Source organism: Lysinibacillus sp. NPDC093197, assembly GCF_044754025.1.
Taxonomy (GTDB): Bacteria; Bacillota; Bacilli; order Bacillales_A; family Planococcaceae; genus Lysinibacillus.
Window position 1 is genome coordinate 83663 of record NZ_JBIVOH010000010.1, and the last position, 16998, is coordinate 100660.

A 16998-nucleotide genomic window follows, 5' to 3' on the forward strand; every position below is an offset into this window, starting at 1 on the left:
CTTACGTGTGTGCCCGCGGAAAGCGCAGTGGATTTTTCCGTTTTAGGAACTACTACTCTTATGCCATGGGGCTATACCGTGTGCCAGTCACTCATACTATTTCTAAGCTTTGCATTCTAAACTAACAAAGGAAAAATCCACGTAGACTCCTGCGGGAACGCACGCAGCGTAAGACGCAACAAGCCGCGCGTTAGCGAGGGTTGCGGCTTACGTGTGTGCCCGCGGAAAGCGCAGTGGATTTTTCCGTTTTAGGAACTACTACTCTTATGCCATGGGGCTATACCGTGTGCCAGTCACTCATACAATTTCTAAGCTTTGCATTCTAAACTAACAAAGGAAAAATCCTCGTAGACTCCTGCGGGAACGCACACAGCGTAAGACGCAACAAGCCGCGCATTAGCGAGGATTGCGGCTTACGTGTGTGCCCGCGGAAAGCGCAGTGGATTTTTCCGTTTTAGGAACTATTCTTATGCCATGGGGCTATACGGCGTACCAGTCACTCATACTATTTCTATGCTTTGCAGAAAGCGACCGTCCGCAACGGATATCGACGGTCACAGCAAGATTCGTGCAGTCAAAGTAACACTTTTCTCTTTTACCCTATTCGCCTTCCATACCGAACTTTTGTCGGTAGCCACATTTTCTACATAACTCTTCGACCGCTTCTCGTCTTGAAAAACCATCAACTAAATTATTGGCACGCTCGCCTTCTACAATTTCACTAAAGGACTGCTCATGTACATTCCCCAAGTTGATAACACCTTCTCCATCAAGACAACATGGCACAACTGTACCATCTACAAGAATGGCTGCTTGGCTGCGTAACGCATGACAAAAGCCTTTGCCTTCATCCTCAGGCGCAAGCAAACTTGGCCATCTAAATTCATGATCCTGATTTAAATAAACATTGTTCGCAATTTTTACGCCCTTGCCCGGCTGAACTTTTTCCTCAATGCGAAAATCGAGATTATATTCATTTTCTAAAATTTCTAATGTCTCACGGTTTCTTCTAGCAGCAAGATCTGTAACATGATCCTGCTGTAAATTCCACAGACGATACGAAATTATTGTGTTAAATTCTTTTGCTTCGCGGACAAAATCTAAAATATCCCCTAAATATTTCTCACGATTTTCAGAGCCCTCATGGCCATCAAAGCTGTGTAATGAAAAATTAATTTGGCGTAGTGCTGGCTTGCCCAATAACTTTTCACGATTCTTTTTAATAAGTGTGCCGTTCGTCGTAATATTCACCTTAAAGCCCTTGTCATGTGCCGCGTCTAATAGCTGATTAATCCGCGGATGCAAAAGTGGTTCACCTTTAACATGCAAGTAAATGTATTTAGTATGAGGTCGTATTTCATCAAGTATTTTATTAAACTGTTCTACCTTGATAAGCCCTTTTGCACGCTCAGTTGGCGGGCAGAAACTACAAGCTAAATTACAGACGCTTGTTATTTCTATATAAACCTTTTTAAATGTTTTCAACGTTTATTCACCGTTCCAGTTCCATAGATATTCATATAATCTTATTCATTTTAACAAATTTTCGTTACGTCGCGCAGAAATTCATTATTAATAACTACTGCTTTATATAATATCTTCAATATTTCCGATATGTATAAGGCTACACGTACAAGTGAACCCCTAAAAAATTAATACTTTAATAATAATACTTAATGAAAGGGGTGAAAACTATGACAGGTTATAATAATGCCTCTAGAAATTCTAATCACTCTGAGGAACCAGAAAGAGATAAAGAAGCAAAAAATAACATTACTATAAATATCACTTTTAATATTGGCAACACAGAGAACCATTTTGAGCAAAGAGCTGAAGGTGGCGGTCAAATCAATAAAGATGTTGGTACAAATGCCAACCAAGGCGGACAAAATGCGCTCAATCATAGCCAAACAAGAAATCTTAATTCTAAATTCGCTGACGGTAATGGTAGAAGTGGAATTGCCGGAGATAATAATGATGAAGCTGGTGGACAACAAGGTATAAAAGTCCGAGATAGTTTAGTCATTGATAGTGATATACATTCGACTTCTAATCAATCACAAGACGTTGAAGAAGAAGAATTACAAGATTCAGCAATTGAAGAGCATCCTTCTAACAATGAAAACAATGAATAAAGTTATCTCAATAAAAAAGTAAAACTTCTATCTGTAGGGTTTTTCATCCTACCTGATAGAAGTTTTACTTTAGACAGAGCGCTTATAATTTTTTGTACCATCATACGAATAAAGCATCGGTTTTCCCTCAACAAACGTCTCTAAATGCACAGGACGCCCCCACAATTGATAAATATACGGCAATACATTTTCTAAATAATGTGGATCTAGCTCCATTCCCTCATAACCATGCACTAAATATAGCTCTCCATTTCGTAGATAATCGCCGTTTTTCACAACGATATATGGGAACCCTCCATTAACGCGCATCGATACAAGCTGATCACGAACCATTTCATGATCTTTGTCTGTAATGCGATATTCATTACCCTTTTTCTGGAATAAATATAGATCCTCTTGCTTTGCTAAATCCTTTGTTAAATAGTTGCGAATAAAGGAAATATCGGATTCAATTTCACGCACCTCAAACATCTTTTCACGTCCGCTATTTGGTAGTACCCCTAATCTTAGCATCTCTTCACTTGGATTATTATAGCGTTTTTCAATATCCTCAAATATTTTCAAGCCCAAATAATAAGGATTGATTGATGTTTTTGATGGCTGCACAACACCCGCGTTTAATTTGGCATATTCAATCGTCTCTACTGTTGTTAAATTGAGTTCACGCATGATGCGCTGATGCCAAAAGGAAGCCCAACCTTCATTCATTATTTTCGTTTCTAATTGAGGCCAAAAATATAGCATTTCCTCACGCATCATTGTTAAAATATCACGTTGCCATCCCTCTAGTTCACGACTATGCTCTTGGATAAAAAGTAATAAATCCTTTTCCGGTTTCATTGGAAACTGTTTAATTTTTCTACGTACCGACCTTTGCTCTTTTTCCTTATTATCTAAATTCCAAAGGTCATCATACGGCGATCTAGAAGTAACAATTTCTTCTTCATCATGCTCTTCATCTTCTGATGACAGCTTTGGTCTTAATAAAGAAGGATCGATATGTTCTTGAATAGCTAATATCGCATCTAAAAACTGTTCTACCTCTTCCTTCCCATATTCCCTTTCATAGCCCGCAATCCGCTCTGCAGTTGCTGTCATACTCTCTACCATATCTCGTCTTGTATTAGAAAATCGTACATTGTTTTTAAAGAAGTCACAGTGTGCTAATACATGCGCAATAATTAGCTTGTTTTGCGTGAGAGAATTCGTATCAAGTAAAAATGCATAGCACGGATTTGAGTTAATAACAAGCTCATAAATTTGACTTAGCCCTAAATCATACTGTAGCTTCATCTTATGAAATTGCTTTCCAAAGCTCCAGTGGGAAAAACGCGTAGGCATACCATATGCGCCAAATGTATAAATAATATCTGCAGGACATATTTCATAACGCATTGGGAAAAAATCTAACCCAAACCCTGTTGCAATTTCTGTTATTTCATCAATCGCACGGTGAAGCTCCTTCTCCATTTTTCAACCTCCTCCTCTGGAAAAATGAATGCTTCGCACCTTCCTAATATTAATTTTCATTTTGCAACTCATGTTTTTGGAAAAAGCTCTTTAAGGCATCATAGACATCGCCTTTTTTCTTTAAAATATGATACCTAAACTTTGGATCATCAATTTTTTTATACGTATACATTAATGTTGAAAAACGATTATGTTGATTTACTTCGCCATATCCAAACATGCTTGAGACGTCCATCAATTCATTAACTAGCTTTAAACATTTTTCATTATCCATTGAAATGTTTTCACCATCTGAAAAATGCACAGGATAAATATTATAACGACTAGGATTATACTTCTCACGAATCAACTCTAACGCTTTAATATAAGCCGAAGAACAGATCGTTCCGCCGCTTTCCCCTTTTGTGAAAAACTCTTCCTCTGTCACTACTTTTGCCTCTGTATGATGTGCTATAAATTCAATTTCAACTGTTTCATATTTCGACCGTAAAAATCTCGTCATCCAAAAGAAGAAACTTCTAGCACAATATTTTTCAAAAGCACCCATAGAACCACTTGTATCCATCATTGCAAGGACTACAGCCTTTGATTCAGGCTTCTCCACTTCATCCCATGTTTTAAAGCGTAAATCATCATTATGAATTGGTGTAATTTGCGCTTTTCCTTCCATGGCATTGCGTTTCAGCGCATTCAATATTGTGCGCTTCTTATCCACATTACCCATAAGCCCTTTTTTCCTTATATCATTAAATTCAATTTTTTCGGTTTTAATATCTGCTTTTTCTTTTTGCTGTAAATTAGGAAGCTCCAGCTCTTTAAATAACACACTTTGAATTTCTTCCATACTTACTTCTGCTTCATAATAATCTTGACCAGGCTTGTCACCAGCTTCTTTCCCATTGCCCTGCTGATTGCTCTTGCTACCGTCACGCGCGACAACATCCCCTACGCTACTATCACCTTGTCCTTGACCTACATGCTTAGAATTATCATAATTGTATCGAATTTTATATTCATCGAGGGAGCGTATAGGTATTTTAATTACCTCACGACCATTTGACATGACAATACTTTCTTCACTAACTAAATCGGGTAAATTATTTTTAATCGCTTCTTTAACCTTTTCCATATGACGTTGCTGGTCTTGGTGCCCTTTACGATGGAGGGACCAATTTTCCTGAGAGATGACAAAACCCTTATTTTCGTTTTCAGTCATTTTTATCCTCACCCATCTATCAAATTCGCTTTTTCTATACTATGCTAGTGATCCGCTTTATTGAACTTTTTTAGAGAAATAAAAGGAGTGCCCTAAAATTGGGACACTCCTATTACGTCTATCAATTACGCTTTTGGCATAATTGTGGCTGCCACTAAAATGAAAATTAACGATTCAGTAAGCTTCCTACATATTGTAATAACTCATTTGCTGACGTTGTATTATAGCCGTGTTCATCGACAAGTCTTGCTACAACTTCATTAATTTTCTTCAACTGTGACTCATCAGGCATTTTGGAAGAAGTCGTAATTTTCACAACATCTTTTAAATCAGCAAATAATTTCTTTTGAATCGCTTCTCGCAATCTTTCGTGAGAATTGTAGTCAAACCGTTTTCCATTTCTTGCATAAGCCGAAATACGAATTAATATTTCCTCACGGAATGCTTTTTTCGCATTTTCAGAAATACCAATTTGTTCTTCAATGGAGCGCATTAATTTTTCATCTGGATTCATTTCTTCACCAGTTAAGCGGTCAAATATTTTATTTTTATTACAAAATGCCTCTACATTATCGAGGTAATTATTCATTAACGTTTTTGCAGATTCCTCGTACGAATAAACGAACGCTTTTTGCACTTCATTTTTGGCAATATCATCATACTCTCTTCTTGCCACAGCTATATAGTTCATATATTTTTCTCGATCTTCCTGCGATATAGAAGCATGCTGATCAAGACCATCCTTCAGTGCGCGCAAAACATCCAATGCATTAATCGATGGAATTTCTTTTCGAATAATAGCTGAAGAAATACGATTTATAATATACCGTGGATCAATACCGTTCATGCCTTCGTTAGGAAACTCTTTTTTAAGCTCCTCTAAGTCAACGGAATTAAATCCCTCCACATTTTCTCCGTCGTACAAGCGCATTTTCTTTATAAGATCCACACCTTGTTTTTTCGGAACTTCCAGCCTTGTTAGGACCGAAAAGATTGCTGCGGCCTTCAATGCATGTGGCGCAATATGAACATGGGACATATCACTTTCATTAATCATTTTTTCATAAATCAGTTCTTCTTGGCTCACTTTTAAATTATAAGGAATTGGCATTACAATAATTCGCGAGTGTAATGCTTCGTTCTTTTTATTAGAAATGAAGGAACGATATTCAGTTTCATTAGTATGGGCTACGATTAACTCATCCGCACTAATTAAGGCAAATCTTCCTGCCTTAAAATTCCCTTCCTGCGTCAGTGACAACAAATTCCATAAAAACTTTTCATCTAATTTCAGCATTTCTTGGAATTCCATCATCCCTCGGTTTGCCTTGTTTAACTCTCCATCAAAGCGATAAGCACGAGGGTCTGACTCTGAGCCAAATACGCCAATTGTCGAGAAATCAATGCTACCCGTCAAATCCGCAATATCTTGAGATTTTGGATCAGAAGGTGTAAAGGTTCCTATACCTACACGTTTGTCTTCAGAAAAAGTTATACGTTCAATGATGACATTCTCAATACGTCCATCGTATTCTTTTTCAAGACGCATCGTATTTAAAGGCGATAAGCTACCCTCAATTCGTATTCCATACTCTTCAAAAAAGTCATGACGTAAATGATGTGGAATTAAATGCAGGGGATCCTCATGCATTGGACATCCTTTAATTGCATAAACTGCTCCCTCTTCCGTACGCGAAAACTGTTCAAGTCCACGCTTTAACAAGGTCACGATCGTTGACTTTCCTCCACTTACTGGCCCCATCAATAACAAAATTCGCTTTCTAACATCTAATCTTCTTGCTGCTGGATGGAAATATTCCTCCACCAGTCTTTCAATTGCTGATTCAAGCCCAAAAATTTCTTGCCCGAAAAATTGATACATTTTTTGCTCATCGCGTTCCTCTACTCCAGCGCTTTTAATCATATTGTAGACGCGAGAATGGGCTGTTTGAGCAACTTCAGGTCTTTCCTTCAGAATGCTTAGATAATCTGCAAATGTACCTTCCCACTTCAGTCGATTTTCTTCTTCGCGATAGCTTTTCACTTTATCTAAAATGTTGATAGCCTTCCCTCCATTCAGGGCTTGATTTATAACATAGTATGAAGTTAAAGACATTATGATACCCATTACTTTTTCTTTGATTAAGTTTCTTCTTATTGTTCCTTTTTTTTCTTGCTACAAAAAGGCATTTACTGTATGTAAAGCGGACTTATGAAATATAAAATTTCGGTTATTCTAATCTGTAGAAAGGAGGTTCAATTTTGAGTCGTCATTTTATTTTCCTTCTGACATGTATGCTAGTGTGGAGTTATTTCTTTCCAACAGTTACATTGGCAAATGAAGGACCTAGTAATGAGGAAATTTTACAACAACGCATGTCTTATTATGTTCAATACGATGAATTACTGATTCCATGGCATTTCTTAGCAGCAATCGACCAATATGAGCGCAATCTCCAATCTGTTCGTAAAGATATTCCTAAACGAGATGGCTACATTGCCATTCAATTTTCTGATGAATATTGGTCAGGCGCATTAAATCCTGTCAAGGAAGATACGATACCCGAAACAATCAGTTACTTCGGTGGAATGGGACTTGATGGCAATAATGATGGAATCGCTAGTCCTAAAGATGATCTAGATGTTATATACTCCATGGCAAGCTATTTAAGTAAATTTGGTTCTACAGATGAGGACTTCAAACTGGCTTTATGGGAATATTACAAAAGTGAAGAAGCTGTCAATCAAATCGTAACAATTTCTACTTTGTATAAACATTTTAAAACAACGGAGCTAGATGCTCATACATTCCCTATTCCAACTCGCTACAATTACAGCTTTAGAGGTACTTGGGGCGACAACAGAGGCTGGGGCGGTAGACGCATCCATGAAGGTACAGACATATTTGCCAGCTATGGGACGCCTATACTTTCCACTTCCTATGGTGTAGTCGAAATCAAAGGCTGGAACCAATTTGGTGGATGGCGAATTGGCATTCGAGATAATCATAATTCTTATCATTATTATGCCCATCTTGGTAGCTATAATAAGGACATTAAGGTTGGAGATGTTGTGGAGCCAGGAACAATACTCGGCTATGTCGGTAGCTCTGGTTATGGGAAAGAAGGAACTTCAGGAAAATTCCCACCACACCTTCATTACGGCATTTATAAATTTAATGGTCGAACAGAATGGGCATTCGATCCATATCCTTCCCTCTTGCAATGGGAGCGTCAGGCCAAAAAGGACAAGCAATAGTTGAAATTGCTAAGGGCAATTTTTTAGCGTTTATAGCCCTTTATACACAGCGTAAGCAGAGACATAAAGCAAGCCCCCCACGAAAACTATGTGGAGGGGCTTGTTTTTTTAATATATCTTTTTGATTAGTGTGCAGTGATGTAGGAAATTAATAATTTATCGCTTTCTAAAAATGACATTAACATAGGCAAATAGATAGACATTTTTTGCATTCTAACAAAAATATAAGAAAATTGTAAATTAATTATGCCAAAAAACCTTTTTTAGTATTTTCATCAAAAAAATTCTACTTTTCTTATGAAATAGTAATAAAATAAAAAGATAGGACTAGTTCTATAGAAAAAGCGAAAGGATGGGAAAAATGAACCATTTATTTCAGTTTAAATCAATCAAAGCGCGCATTTTAAGTAGATTTATAATTTTATTAGTATTATTTGTGTGTTTTACTACTTATACTTATTTTTCTAATACAAACATGGAGAAGCAAGCAACAGGACTTGTTAAGGAAGATTTAGTTGTTTTAGAAGCAAGTAAAAATCTATCTATGTCTATTAGTGTACGATTATCTTCAGCCCTAAGTTATGTTGTTACGGGCGATGAAAAATACATAGATACTTTTAATGAGTACCGTCAAATTGCTGAGGATAATAACCGTATCGTGGAGCAATATGAAAAAACGGCTGAACGTGAAAAGCTTGTAGAGAAAGCTCGTGAATGGAGCAACCGTGTTAATAGTGAAGTATTTGAAGTATATAAAAAGGGCGATAAACAATTAGCATTAGAAAATTTAACATCTATTAATCAGCTCGTCGATGAAGTTCGTGATGGCTATGAAGAAGTAGCTAATAAACGCGCTGAATCGATTACGCAAGTCGGCAATGATGTCGTTTCAACAAGTTCAAACAATAAATCCATTGGGTCCACTGTAAGTCTCATCTTAATTGTTGCAGGCATACTTTTAGCGATTTTTACAGCAAGTCGAATTGCTAAGCCAATTACGATTGTTTCAAATCGTATGAGAGAATTAGCTGATGGGAATTTGCGTCATGATAAGTTTTCAGTAACAAACCAAGATGAAATTGGGCAATTAATGCTTTCTGCCAATGACCTGAATGAGAAATTAAAGGATACTATAAGCTCTATTCATAATGTTTCAGAAACGGTCGCTGCTAGCAGCGAGGAATTAGCGCAATCTGCCAATGAAGTTCAAACAGGTACAGAACAAATTTCTTATACTATGCAAGAGCTTGCTACGGGAACTGAAACACAAGCATCTACAGCTAGTGATTTAGCAGAAACTATGACAACTTTCCAACGCAACATTCATGAAACAACGCAAGAAGGAATGGAGTTAAAAGAACATTCGGGGCATGTACATGATTTAACAACGTCAGGTAAAAAATTAATGGTACAATCAACAAAACAAATGGCAACTATTAATGACATTGTATTGGATTCTGTGAAAAAGGTAGAAGGCTTAAACGAGCAGTCTGCTGAAATTTCGAAGCTCGTTTCAGTAATTGATGAGATTTCAAACCAAACGAATTTACTTGCTTTAAATGCTGCAATTGAAGCGGCACGTGCAGGAGAGCATGGCAAAGGCTTTGCGGTTGTTGCCGATGAGGTACGTAAGCTTGCCGAACAAGTGCAATTCTCTGTTACTGATATTTCAACAATTGTTCACCGCATTCAAAACGAAACAGGAAGTGTAACAAATTCACTACAATCTGGCTATGAGGAAGTAAGAAAAGGTACTGCGCAATTAGATCAAACTAATAATACTTTCGATCAAATTTCTCAAGCTATTGAAGATATGAATGACAATATCAATGTCATTTCAACTAACATAACAAAAATTTCACAACACTCCGAAATGATTAATGGTTCTATTGATGAAATGGCTTCTATTTCCCAAGAGTCTGCTGCAGGCGTAGAGCAAACAACTGCAACTGTCGAAGAAACAGCCGCGACGATGGATGAAATTTCAAAGAGTGCAAATCAACTTGCAGAAATGGCTGAAGAACTAAATACACAACTACAAAAATTTACTTTATAACAGTTTTACAAGCTATCCGAAATGTTTTTCGAGATAGCTTTTTTTATTACTGCCACCGTCGAATTGGCACTCTTTCAAGTTCATAGCGTTTTATAATAATACTGATCTTTTGATACCATTGCTCACATAACTCCATTGCCTCTATATACGTTTCATCTTCTTTGGAAATCGCATCCTCTTGTTCTAAAAAGGCATATTCAATAATTGGAGCCGTAATATTATCTACCACCATCTTTATAGCTAATTGTGAAACCTCCTCCATTTCCTCATATTCTTCTTCCTCAATCTCATCTTCTTCTCCTAAAGAGCTTCCGTCTTCTTCTAGTAATGATTCACTAAAAAGTCCGTTACTAGTTCTGGCAATGATATGACCATCTTCAAAAATGGCTACTTCATAAATTTCATTAAAATGGACTTCCTTCTTTATTAACTCAGCTTCCCAATCTTCTTTAACAGCTACTAATAGTGTTTTTGTATGCTCATTGAGCAATAATGCATGTAAACCGTCACTGGCGATTGTGCCATGTGTATGTGGGATATTATTTAACTCCTCTTCACTTGCTCTTTTTAGCTCTGTCATTATTTTATAAGTATGATATTTCCATTTAATATAACGAATGACCCCAACAGTAATTAAAGCAAGTCCAATTAAAAAATACGCTTTCTTAATTAGTATGGCTTCCATTGCATTTGCTAAAAACAAATAAATTGTACCTAACAATAATAGAAAGACTGTTTTCATTATTATCCCACCTTCAAAATAAATAATAGATAGGAAAAATACATCTATATACTAGAAATCTTATTCAGTAATCTCTCTTTTCATTCTTCATTTGAATAGCTTGCCACTACAAAAAAGCAGCGACAACGTTTTTTAAGACGTGTCGCTGCTCTACTATTAATAAACACTTACCCCTAAATGTTTATTGTATAAAATCATGCAAATTGTGTTACGAGTAAAACAGATGGAATAAAGGATAAAGCAAAAACAAACATATACCATACTGAAGTACGGCGTAATGAAAAACGAACTTTTTTGTGTTCTGCATAAAAAATATCTAACATGATTGCTACTATTAATGGAATACTAATGCAAGAAACAACAATTAAAATAAGATCAAAAAATATCATAAAAGCACCCCTCTGTTCATGAACATTTCTTTTCCCTTTTGTGACAACATTGTGTCAATTCAAGTGTACACAATTTTGTCACATATTGCAATGGTCAAAAGAAAAAAATGGTACTTTTACAATATATTTTTTAATTAAGTAATGATTGTTGTTTTAGTCTCTATATTTATATGTTAAACCTTTTAAAAAATTCCTTACGAATCGATCACCGCATTCTTTGTAGTTACGATGGCTTGGATTTCTTAAGATTGCACCGAGTTCACCTTTCGATACTGACACGCCACCTTCAGCTAAAAGCTCAAGCATATCCTCAGTTGTTAAAGCTAGTGCAATTTTCACTTTTTTCATCAGCATATTATTTGAGCTTTCATTACCAGTCACTGGTGGGGGTCCTTCTTGTTGACCTTGTGTTGATGGTTGTGGGCCTCGTTTAAATGTAATTAAACCATTTAAAAATGCCTCTAACATTTTATTATTACATTTGATGTAATTTTCTGGGATGTTATCTTCTTCTTCATCTTTAATTTTTATTAGCATATTTAAAACATCTTCTTTTGAATACTTCATGCCACCTAGCTTAAAGATTTCCACCATATCCGTATTTTTAATATCTAATGCATATCGTAAACGAATCAAAATATCATTATTCGTCATATCAAAACCTCCTCGATCTTCTAGCTAAACCTTAATTTTAAGAGCCAGGATTTATTATAACAGAGTAAATTGCATTTTTAGCTAGCTTTCCTGTTATTCCTAACTATAGTATATAGTTTGCACATTTCCTTCTTTTTAAATGTATGAAATACTAGCTCACGACCATTCTAATATCACAAGGAGGTGAGAAAAATGGCTAACAACAATCGCAGTTCAAATAAGCTTCAAGTTCCTGGTGTACAAGAGGCTGTCAATCAAATGAAATATGAAATCGCACAAGAATTCGGCGTACAACTAGGGCCAGATGCTTCTTCTCGCGCAAACGGTTCAGTAGGTGGAGAAATTACAAAACGACTAGTAGAAATGGCTGAAAAAAGAGCAAAAGGTTTTTAAATAAAAAAAAGTGCCAGTCACTAAAACAATTTTGAATTGTTTTAGTGACTGGCACTTACATTTTAAGCACACGGTCACATATCGCATCAATGTCGGCAGGATCATGCGAAACAAACAAGCAGGTTATGTTCGCTTTTTGTAAAATTTGCCGAAGTTCATTGCGAATATTAGCTTTCAATTCTGCATCTAGACTGCTAAAAGGTTCATCCATCAGAAGCACAGAAGGCTGTGGAGCAAGCGCTCTAGCTAAGGCAACACGTTGTTGCTGTCCTCCACTGAGCTCATGGGGATAGCGCTTTGCATATTCTGTCATTTGCAATAACTCAAGCATTTGTTCCAAGCGTAAACGACGCAAAGTCCGATTTAGTTTATGTAATCCAAAAATAATATTATCCGCTACGGTCATATTTGGAAATAAGGCATAGTCTTGAAAAACCATTCCTACACAACGATGCTCAGGCTCTACAAAAGTACGCTCACCGGCTATCAACCGACCATCGATGGAAATAATCCCTCGTTCCGGCATTTCGAGTCCCGCTAACAATCGCAGAAGTGTACTTTTCCCGCTACCACTTGGACCGAGAACACCAACAATTTCTCCTTTAGACATTGTGAAAGAAAGTTCATCGATAACCGCTGGAAGTCCATTTGCAAAACGGAACGTCATTTTTTCAACGGATACAAAGGACATTTTGTCATCCCCTTTCTTTCTTAATAATAATAAGTACTGAAGCTAATCCGATTAGAACTAGCAATAAAGATGGTAGCGCAGCATCAAAGATACGTTCATCTGTTGCATATTGGTAAGCACGTGTCGCTAACGTATCAAAATTAAATGGTCTAAGTAGTAATGTCAGTGGAAGTTCCTTAATAATTTCCACAAAAGTTAATATAAAACCACTTAGCAACGCACCTCTTAAAAGTGGGAGCTCTATTCGAAAGAATGTCGACAAACTACCTCTCCCTAATGTTCGAGCCGCTTCTGTATAAGCCCGAGGCAACTTGTCATACCCCGCTTCCAATGAACCATACCCAGTTGCAATAAACCGAATTACATAGCCAGCTATAAGCATTGTTAATGACAAGCTGAGCACGAGCACGCCTTCCTCCTTGCCGAATAACGTATAGAGTGATGCCAGCTTTTCATCTAGCGCAAGAAATAGAGCGAGAACACCAATTGCAATAATCGCACCTGGTACAGAATATCCTGCTGACATCAAACGCGTAAGTGCTTGTAAAAACGGTGAAGCAAAAATTACTGCTGCCCTTGAGGATAAAAGTGCAATAACTAGAATAAGCGCCGTTCCTATAGTGGCTCCTTTTAGCGTATTGATAGTTAAGTCAAAAAAATCAGATCTCCAAATTTTGCTCCCATATTGAAATGTCCATACTATTAATTGGCTTACTGGTGCAACAAAAGAGAGTAGGAATATAATTGTACAAAATATCGTGGCAACCCAAGCTTTGATTCCCTTCAATTGTTGCGGTTTAAGCCTATTGCTTCGATTTGCCTTCGCTGCATAGCGACGATTTCTTCTCAACAGTCGTTCGAACATAAAAATAGCAATTACAACGAGCATAAGCCAGGCAGCCAATTTCAACGCTGACTCTATATCATACATACCAAACCAAATCTGAAATATTGCGGTGGAAACGGTCTGTACGCCAAAGTAATTGGCTACTCCGTAATCGCTCAATACTTCAAAAACAACAAGCATTACACCTGCCATAATAGCGGGTCTAGCAAGTGGCAGTACTACCTTAAAAAAAATTGAAAATGGCTTATGTCCAAGTAATCGTGCATTTTCAATAAAGGATGCACTCTGAGATTGTAAAAAAACCCGCGTTATAATGAATATATATGGAAATAAAAACAGTGTTAGTATAAAAATAGCTCCGCGCTCTGACATTACCTCAATGGAACCTGGTGGTAGCTCAATACCAAATTTATTGCGAAGCATTGCTTGAATAACACCGGTATAGCCAGTCATATAGCTATACGTATAAGCAGCTATATACGGTGGAACTGCTAGTGGCAAAATAAATGCCCATTTATAAAAGTTACGCAATGGGAATGTATATCCGACTACAAGCCAAGCAAGTACTACTGCAATTAATGTGGCAAAGAAGCTGGTGATTAGCACCAGCTTCAATGATCCCAAAATATAATCTGCCAATAAAAATTGCAAAATGTTGTCCCAATTTTCATTGGCAGGACGGAACAGACCAGTCAATACGTAAAGGATTGACAGCAATACCATTGCAGCACCCAAAATACTTGTTATCGTCCAAACATTTATACGTCTCCAAATGTATTTTGGAAGCAGAGTTTGTTTCATCTTTTACTTCCAACCAACTTTATTGGCGATTTCCACAGCTTTTGGATTTAACTCACCATACTTTGCAAAGTCAACGTTTTGGTGCTTGAACTTGCCCCAACTTTCTAGAAGCCCTGGAAGCGTTGCTTGACTGTTTACTGGAAACTCATAGTTGGCATGAGAAATTTTTGTTTGAGCTTCTGCCGCAGTTAAAAACTCTAATAGTTTTAAAGCATTTTCCTTGTTTTTGCTATGTTTAACAAGTCCGGCGCCGCTAATATTAATATGTGTTCCTGTCGTTTGCTGGTTCGGGAAAAATACGCCGATATTCTCAGCAACCTTGACCTCCTCAGCATCATCAGAAGAAGACATATGTCCAACATAATAAGTATTCAAAATCGCGACATCACCTACACCAGAAACGATTGCTTTGGCTTGATCGCGATCACCGCCCTCTGGCTCACGTGCAAAATTCGATACAAGACCAGCCGCCCAAGCCTCTGCTTCTTTTTCTCCCATAACATCAATAAAGGAAGCAAGCATCGATTGGTTATATAGGTTTGTTGAAGATCTTACAACTACTTTTCCTTTCCACTTATCAGTTGCTAAATCCTCGTAAGTCGAAAGCTGGCTAGGATCAACGCGGTCTTTTGCATAGACGATAACACGCGCTCGTGTAGATAATGCAATCCAATGATTTTCTTTGTCACGCAAATCACTAGGAACTTGTTTATCCAATTCGTCTGACACAATTGGTTGTAGAATCCCCTCAGTTTTAGCTGAATTTAGAATACCACCGTCTACAGTTATGAACAGATCAGCTGGTGTACTAGCTCCTTCACGCTTCATGCGTTCAATCAACTCTGGTGCTTTTCCTTCCACCACGTTTACTTTAATGCCCGTTTGCTCTGTGAATTGATCGTATAGCTCCTTATCCACATCATAATGACGAGCTGTATAAATATTAACTTCACCGCCCGATTTGCTAGACTCTGTATTATTTGCATTGGAAGCCTCCGCCGTTTTTGCTGATGAAGATTCCTTGGCACTACTTTGGCTAGAACTGTTTGCACTACATCCAGCCAGCACAAAAACAAGTACAAGTACAAATGTTAAAAACGTTGAACTGTATTTGTTGTACATCTTATTTCCTCCCTAAATTATTTTCAGCAATTGATAATAACATTCATTCTCATTTATCCTGAAAAAAAATAACCTTCAAGTCATAAATGAAAATTATTATCTATACTGTCTATAATTTAGTTTAGCAACTGAAAATGAGAAAACGCTGAGAAAGGAAAAATTTTTTCACTTTCAAATATCTCTTTATTGCCAGCCTACATTTTCAAAAATTTCCGTTGCATTGTTGTGTAATCTTCTTAGACTTGCAACATCAATCGGTTGCCTTTTGAAGTTTTGCCAATCTTTTAATAGTGTAGGCATCGTTGATTCTGGGTTCACTGGAAATTCAAAGCTTCCTTGTACTAACAAAGTTTGTCCCTCTTTGCTCGTCAAAAATTCAGCAAATTTAATGGCGTTTTCTTTATTTGGGGCATTCTTGGCCAAGCCAATTCCACTAATATTTACATGAGTACCTGTCGTCAGTTGATTCGGAAAAAACACCCCTAGTTTTTCAGCAATTTCCCGCTCTTCTGGATCGTTCGAGTTCAACATCTGACCAATATAATATGTGTTCATAATGGCGACATCTCCAACCTTTGCTACAATTGCCTTCGCTTGAGATTTGTCCCCGCCTTCTGGTTCACGGGCAAAATTTCGCACAATTCCTTGTGCCCATTTTTCTGCCTGCTGTTCCCCATGCAGTTCAATAAACGAAGCCAACAAGGATTGATTGTATAAGCTTGAGGAAGATCGGACCAATACTTTGCCCTTCCATCGCTCGTTTGTCAAATCTTCATATGTTGACAACTCTTCCATCCTTACACGGTCTTTTGCATAAACAATAACCCTAGCACGAGTAGCAATTCCAAACCAGTAATGCTCTTTGTCACGCCACTCCATAGGTACATTTCGTAGCAAAGTTTCCGTTTTTATTTTTTGCAGAACGTCTTGTTGCTTTGCGAATTCCAGTGCCCCTCCATCAACTGTTAACAATATGTCAGCAGATGAAGCTTCCCCTTCTTTTTTCATACGTTCTACAAGCTCCTCCGCTGTTCCCTTCACTTCATTGACATGAATGCCTGTACGCTTCGTAAATTCTTGAAACAACATACTGTCAACATAATAGTGTCTAGTTGTAAATACATTAACAACCTGTCGACTGTCTTCAGATTCCGCTTGTCGTGTCAAGCTACTAAGCGAACAACCCGTATTGATGAGCAGAATCCCCCCTGACAATAGCATGGC

At 37.4% G+C, this 16998-nt stretch carries 15 protein-coding genes; 4 read left to right on the plus strand and 11 right to left on the minus strand.

Features of this window, described 5'->3' with window-relative positions; translation table 11 throughout:
• Window positions 1–600: 600 nt before the first annotated feature.
• Entirely contained in the window at window positions 601–1485 is an 885-nt protein-coding gene (locus ACIP9G_RS20600) for a radical SAM/SPASM domain-containing protein (protein ID WP_340822278.1), read from the minus strand.
• A gap of 209 nt (window positions 1486–1694) precedes the next feature.
• On the opposite strand from ACIP9G_RS20600, the gene ACIP9G_RS20605 reads away from it, so the two are divergent.
• A complete protein-coding gene (locus ACIP9G_RS20605) occupies window positions 1695–2135 on the plus strand; it encodes a hypothetical protein (protein WP_401021861.1) in 441 nt (146 codons plus the stop codon).
• Window positions 2136–2204: 69 nt separating this feature from the next.
• Here ACIP9G_RS20605 and ACIP9G_RS20610 read toward each other — a convergent pair whose 3' ends face one another.
• From ACIP9G_RS20610 to ACIP9G_RS20620, 3 genes are all read right to left on the minus strand, one after another.
• Complete coding sequence (locus ACIP9G_RS20610) at window positions 2205–3605, minus strand: SpoVR family protein (RefSeq protein WP_340822276.1); 1401 nt, start codon at window positions 3603–3605, stop codon at window positions 2205–2207.
• 49 nt (window positions 3606–3654) lie between these two features.
• Window positions 3655–4821, minus strand: coding sequence for a sporulation protein YhbH (yhbH, locus tag ACIP9G_RS20615; protein WP_401021863.1), 1167 nt, complete (start codon window positions 4819–4821; stop codon window positions 3655–3657).
• A gap of 166 nt (window positions 4822–4987) precedes the next feature.
• Window positions 4988–6883 (minus strand): PrkA family serine protein kinase, encoded by a 1896-nt coding sequence (locus ACIP9G_RS20620; protein WP_401021964.1) that lies wholly within the window; start codon window positions 6881–6883, stop codon window positions 4988–4990.
• Window positions 6884–7083: 200 nt separating this feature from the next.
• Here ACIP9G_RS20620 and ACIP9G_RS20625 point away from each other — a divergent pair, with 200 nt between their 5' ends.
• A complete protein-coding gene (locus ACIP9G_RS20625; RefSeq protein WP_340822272.1) occupies window positions 7084–8079 on the plus strand; it encodes a M23 family metallopeptidase in 996 nt (331 codons plus the stop codon).
• A gap of 361 nt (window positions 8080–8440) precedes the next feature.
• Window positions 8441–10135, plus strand: a complete 1695-nt coding sequence (locus tag ACIP9G_RS20630; RefSeq protein WP_401021867.1) for a methyl-accepting chemotaxis protein — start codon at window positions 8441–8443, stop codon at window positions 10133–10135.
• A gap of 46 nt (window positions 10136–10181) precedes the next feature.
• On the opposite strand, the gene ACIP9G_RS20635 is transcribed toward ACIP9G_RS20630, so the two are convergent.
• The 3 genes from ACIP9G_RS20635 to ACIP9G_RS20645 all read right to left on the minus strand — a co-directional run bounded on the left by ACIP9G_RS20635 (window position 10182) and on the right by ACIP9G_RS20645 (window position 11920).
• On the minus strand, window positions 10182–10877 hold the full coding sequence (locus ACIP9G_RS20635) for a hypothetical protein (protein ID WP_401021869.1): 696 nt from the start codon (window positions 10875–10877) through the stop codon (window positions 10182–10184).
• 194 nt (window positions 10878–11071) lie between these two features.
• A complete protein-coding gene (locus tag ACIP9G_RS20640; RefSeq protein WP_401021872.1) occupies window positions 11072–11266 on the minus strand; it encodes a hypothetical protein in 195 nt (64 codons plus the stop codon).
• Between the two features lie 153 nt (window positions 11267–11419).
• Entirely contained in the window at window positions 11420–11920 is a 501-nt protein-coding gene (locus tag ACIP9G_RS20645; protein ID WP_401021874.1) for a YehS family protein, read from the minus strand.
• A 192-nt stretch (window positions 11921–12112) separates the two neighbouring features.
• Between ACIP9G_RS20645 and ACIP9G_RS20650 the strand changes: the two genes are divergently transcribed.
• The gene (locus tag ACIP9G_RS20650) at window positions 12113–12313 is read left to right on the plus strand and encodes an alpha/beta-type small acid-soluble spore protein (protein ID WP_340822267.1); all 201 of its coding nucleotides are present in this window, start codon (window positions 12113–12115) and stop codon (window positions 12311–12313) included.
• 55 nt (window positions 12314–12368) lie between these two features.
• On the opposite strand, the gene ACIP9G_RS20655 is transcribed toward ACIP9G_RS20650, so the two are convergent.
• The 4 genes from ACIP9G_RS20655 to ACIP9G_RS20670 all read right to left on the minus strand — a co-directional run bounded on the left by ACIP9G_RS20655 (window position 12369) and on the right by ACIP9G_RS20670 (window position 16995).
• Entirely contained in the window at window positions 12369–13004 is a 636-nt protein-coding gene (locus tag ACIP9G_RS20655) for an ABC transporter ATP-binding protein (protein ID WP_401021876.1), read from the minus strand.
• 4 nt (window positions 13005–13008) lie between these two features.
• Window positions 13009–14652 carry an ABC transporter permease gene (locus tag ACIP9G_RS20660; RefSeq protein ID WP_401021878.1) on the minus strand — a complete coding sequence of 548 codons (1644 nt, stop codon included), beginning with the start codon at window positions 14650–14652 and terminating at the stop codon, window positions 13009–13011.
• Window positions 14653–14655: 3 nt separating this feature from the next.
• Window positions 14656–15774, minus strand: a complete 1119-nt coding sequence (locus ACIP9G_RS20665; protein ID WP_401021879.1) for a Fe(3+) ABC transporter substrate-binding protein — start codon at window positions 15772–15774, stop codon at window positions 14656–14658.
• A gap of 183 nt (window positions 15775–15957) precedes the next feature.
• Complete coding sequence (locus tag ACIP9G_RS20670) at window positions 15958–16995, minus strand: Fe(3+) ABC transporter substrate-binding protein (RefSeq protein ID WP_401021966.1); 1038 nt, start codon at window positions 16993–16995, stop codon at window positions 15958–15960.
• Window positions 16996–16998: the final 3 nt, after the last annotated feature.

Coding starts and splice junctions, on each gene's coding strand:
- ACIP9G_RS20660 (WP_401021878.1), bottom strand. CDS start 14,652: ATGAAACAAACTCTGCTTCCAAAATACATTTGGAGACGTATAAATGTT.
- ACIP9G_RS20605 (WP_401021861.1), top strand. CDS start 1,695: ATGACAGGTTATAATAATGCCTCTAGAAATTCTAATCACTCTGAGGAA.
- ACIP9G_RS20650 (WP_340822267.1), top strand. CDS start 12,113: ATGGCTAACAACAATCGCAGTTCAAATAAGCTTCAAGTTCCTGGTGTA.
- ACIP9G_RS20610 (WP_340822276.1), bottom strand. CDS start 3,605: ATGGAGAAGGAGCTTCACCGTGCGATTGATGAAATAACAGAAATTGCA.
- ACIP9G_RS20670 (WP_401021966.1), bottom strand. CDS start 16,995: ATGCTATTGTCAGGGGGGATTCTGCTCATCAATACGGGTTGTTCGCTT.
- ACIP9G_RS20655 (WP_401021876.1), bottom strand. CDS start 13,004: ATGTCCTTTGTATCCGTTGAAAAAATGACGTTCCGTTTTGCAAATGGA.
- yhbH (WP_401021863.1), bottom strand. CDS start 4,821: ATGACTGAAAACGAAAATAAGGGTTTTGTCATCTCTCAGGAAAATTGG.
- ACIP9G_RS20665 (WP_401021879.1), bottom strand. CDS start 15,774: ATGTACAACAAATACAGTTCAACGTTTTTAACATTTGTACTTGTACTT.
- ACIP9G_RS20645 (WP_401021874.1), bottom strand. CDS start 11,920: ATGACGAATAATGATATTTTGATTCGTTTACGATATGCATTAGATATT.
- ACIP9G_RS20630 (WP_401021867.1), top strand. CDS start 8,441: ATGAACCATTTATTTCAGTTTAAATCAATCAAAGCGCGCATTTTAAGT.
- ACIP9G_RS20640 (WP_401021872.1), bottom strand. CDS start 11,266: ATGATATTTTTTGATCTTATTTTAATTGTTGTTTCTTGCATTAGTATT.
- ACIP9G_RS20635 (WP_401021869.1), bottom strand. CDS start 10,877: ATGAAAACAGTCTTTCTATTATTGTTAGGTACAATTTATTTGTTTTTA.